The 1,629-nt window shown below is 38.3% G+C and carries 1 protein-coding gene; it reads left to right on the forward strand.

Annotated elements, in window-relative coordinates; genetic code table 11:
• A partial coding sequence (locus tag U9K52_RS21150) for a hypothetical protein (protein ID WP_322928016.1) occupies positions 1-1,629 on the forward strand: 1,629 nt, incomplete at both ends.

The raw sequence follows: 1,629 nt of genomic DNA on the forward strand, positions 1-1,629 counted from the left end.
TACTCCTGCACTACCTTCACCTTGTCTTTATTCAGAAACACAAAACAAAAGAATCCTGAATAAGGTTTTAAAATACAATGCATCACTTTCAGAGTATCAGGCAACGGAGTTCTTTTATGCCGTCAATCCGTTTGATAATGTTGGATGGACAGAAGCCGTTAACCCTTACAAACCCTGCTTCGAAAACGAGTCAGAGAATCCCAGATATTTGGGATTAGGTTTACTGACAAGTATTAAATTTCCGACCGGAACTACCGTTAAGTATGAGTATGAGCCTAATCAGTATTATATTGATAAAAATACGGCTAATTATCTGTTGGTATTAGCTCCGCCGCATACGTTAACAGATCGGGAAGCGCAATATTACCAGGATATTGCCAGTATTAATTTTGATACGAATTTCGGGACCAACCTGCTTTTTAATCTTCCTGCAAACCCGGACAATACAGAAGGATCAAGCTACCTGGAATATTGGGTGGATGCCAGTGAATATTATAACAGCCCTATTGTTGACGAGAACGGGAATCCTTTCATAAATGCAGAAATCACATCAGGAATTTTAACTTCCGACGGGCATAAAAAATATATGTCCGGAAATAATACAATCAAAATCACGGGTACGGGCGGAAAAGGAACGGTTGTTATTAAGCGTATCCGCTATAAATCCAAGCCGCTTCCGAATTATTCAACAGGAAAAGGAGTCCGCATTAAGAAGATCGAATACTATGACGGAAATACCTTAGTTCCCTCGCAGACCAAAAGCTATGACTATCAGAAATTTACAGATAATACGAGAACAAGCGGCTTTTTTTATGAGGATGAAATAGGGGTTGTCTATAAAAACGTAAAAGAAACGGTAGGACAAAATGGAGGTTATACCAAGTATTATGTCAAAACCCTGGAAGATTATACTGAAAATCTAAATTCTGACGGGACCTTAAAAGTTGCGGATCTAAACTATTATAATCTTTTAATGAACGGTATTGTCGAGAAAACGGAAGTCTATAATAAAGAGAATGCCATTGTTGCCAAAGAAACCAATGACTATGAATTTTATCAGGTAACTTCTTCTACAGGAAAAAGTTCCATGATTAAAAAGCAGTTTTCTACGACCACCACTCAAACCGGATCTGATCTCTTGACGGTGGCTTCGGAAACAGTAAGAGACACCAAAGATTTTAATATTATTTATAAAAAAACAACAGAATCTGATGGAACAGTCAATGAACAGAATATTACCTATCCGTGGGGTGTAGCCCTGGAAACTCCAAAGCTTTGGAATGCAGGAATTATTTCGGTTCCGGTAAAATCAGAAATGAAAAGAAACGGGAAGCTGGTTTCAAAATCTGAAACCAAATTTGACAACAGCTCAAATTATTATCCGACATCACAGATCAGCTATTTTCCGGATACTCCATCCCAATCCTTTAAGAATATATCGTACGATCTCTATGATGACAAAGGCAATCCGGTACAGTATACCAGTTTTCCTGATGCAGGTTCAGCAGGTTTTCCAACCACAATTATCTGGGGATATAATAAAACAGTACCTATTGCTAAAATAGAAGGTGCCAAACTGTCGGATATTCCCGCTTCGCTGATCACGGCAATTGTGAATGCCTCTAATAA

Source organism: Chryseobacterium sp. MHB01 (assembly GCF_034651565.1).
In the GTDB taxonomy this organism is placed as follows: Bacteria; Bacteroidota; Bacteroidia; order Flavobacteriales; family Weeksellaceae; genus Chryseobacterium; species Chryseobacterium nepalense.